Source organism: Bartonella sp. AU18XJBT (assembly GCF_028618595.1).
GTDB lineage: Bacteria > Pseudomonadota > Alphaproteobacteria > Rhizobiales > Rhizobiaceae > Bartonella.
On sequence record NZ_JAQITE010000028.1, the window covers coordinates 1 to 1,263 of the forward strand.

Sequence of the window (1,263 nt, forward strand, 5' to 3'; positions counted from 1 at the left end):
CACGCCCTTCACGTAAAACAGAGCGCCACCCAGTTGCCAATTCACGGGCTTGTTTTAAAGAGACATCTCGCAACGCACCCAAGCCCATTTCACGACGGCGCCCGTGAAGGGTATACCGTAAAATCCATTGAGCACCGCCATCTTTACGTTTATGAAGTAACAAGCCGGCACCATCGTTATATTTTCCAGCCCCCAATGTTGCGACAGATCTTGCATTAAGACGGTTCATAAGAGCCATTTTTTAATCCTTTCTTATACAAATTTGATCCACACACTCATCCCACTTGTTATGTGCAAATGAGTAGTTTTGATTGATTCAAGATAGAGAGGTTTGAAATGAGAGAATCTTACGTTATTCGGGGTTCTCATTCAATATGAATAACGCTATATTATCATTATAAATCAATGTGTTATGTGGTGTTGCAGAGACGGTAATCGTTTGCGGGCGCATCGCATCCCATTCTATTCCCATGAAAAATTAATGTAATCTCTTCCAGAAAAAGTTTTACCCTTAGGCGATGATGTTTGTTTTATTTGCGGGCATGGTTCCAAAAGTAACATAGACTATGTGCACCAATGGAATCATTTTCTTCAAGAGATTTGAGAGGGAGGGCATCAAAAACCCGCTTTAGAGCGGGCTTTTCTCAATGTTAATTCAATTTACTGGAGCATAGCAGACACGATTTAAGCCATCATTTCCTCGAAAAGTTCCTGTTTTGGGGTTGAAGGAGCGGTATTTTTTCTTGCAATATTGAAGCCAATCAGATTTGAATGATTGCTGGAGTGGCTTATGTTCCACCGTTTGCTGCACTTGATAACCCCTTTGATTTTGCGGAACTTTTTGATAAATTACCTGATTTTGTGGTGTGTCTTGATAGACAATTTGTGGCTGTTCTGGTTTTTTTAAAATTTTAATAAGAATTGCACCTGCTGCAAGAGCAAGAATGCCCAATGCTAAAGCATTTCCTTGAATATTACTGTGTTTTGTCTTTTGGTGTTCGACATAATGATATGTCTTGCTTTCAACGTGATGATGTTGTTGTTCTCTCCATCTACGGCTGACATAATGACGCTTGTGGGGATCATCAAAAGAGTAATGTTTACTATGAAAAGAATGGGAGCTAAAATTGCGAGACGGTAAACCAGCCTCTCTCCTCATATCATAGTTATGATACCATGTCATATCCGCAAGCGTTGCATTTAGCGGCATCAAAACGGTTGCTGTTGACATTGCTGATAATACCGCTAACCTGATCATCTTTT

General features: G+C 40.2%; 2 protein-coding genes and 1 pseudogene. 1 reads left to right on the top strand and 2 read right to left on the bottom strand.

Features of this window, described 5'->3' with window-relative positions:
- Positions 1-238: Arm DNA-binding domain-containing protein (locus PVV60_RS07560; protein WP_273724071.1), on the bottom strand; the 238-nt coding region annotated here is incomplete at its 3' end.
- Between the two features lie 219 nt (positions 239-457).
- Between PVV60_RS07560 and PVV60_RS07565 the strand changes: the two are divergent.
- Positions 458-604 (top strand): annotated as a pseudogene (locus PVV60_RS07565) (MBL fold metallo-hydrolase); the annotation flags it as partial.
- Positions 605-655: 51 nt separating this feature from the next.
- On the opposite strand, the gene PVV60_RS07570 reads toward PVV60_RS07565, so the two are convergent.
- Positions 656-1,263: BA14K family protein (locus tag PVV60_RS07570; protein WP_273724072.1), on the bottom strand; the 608-nt coding region annotated here is incomplete at its 5' end.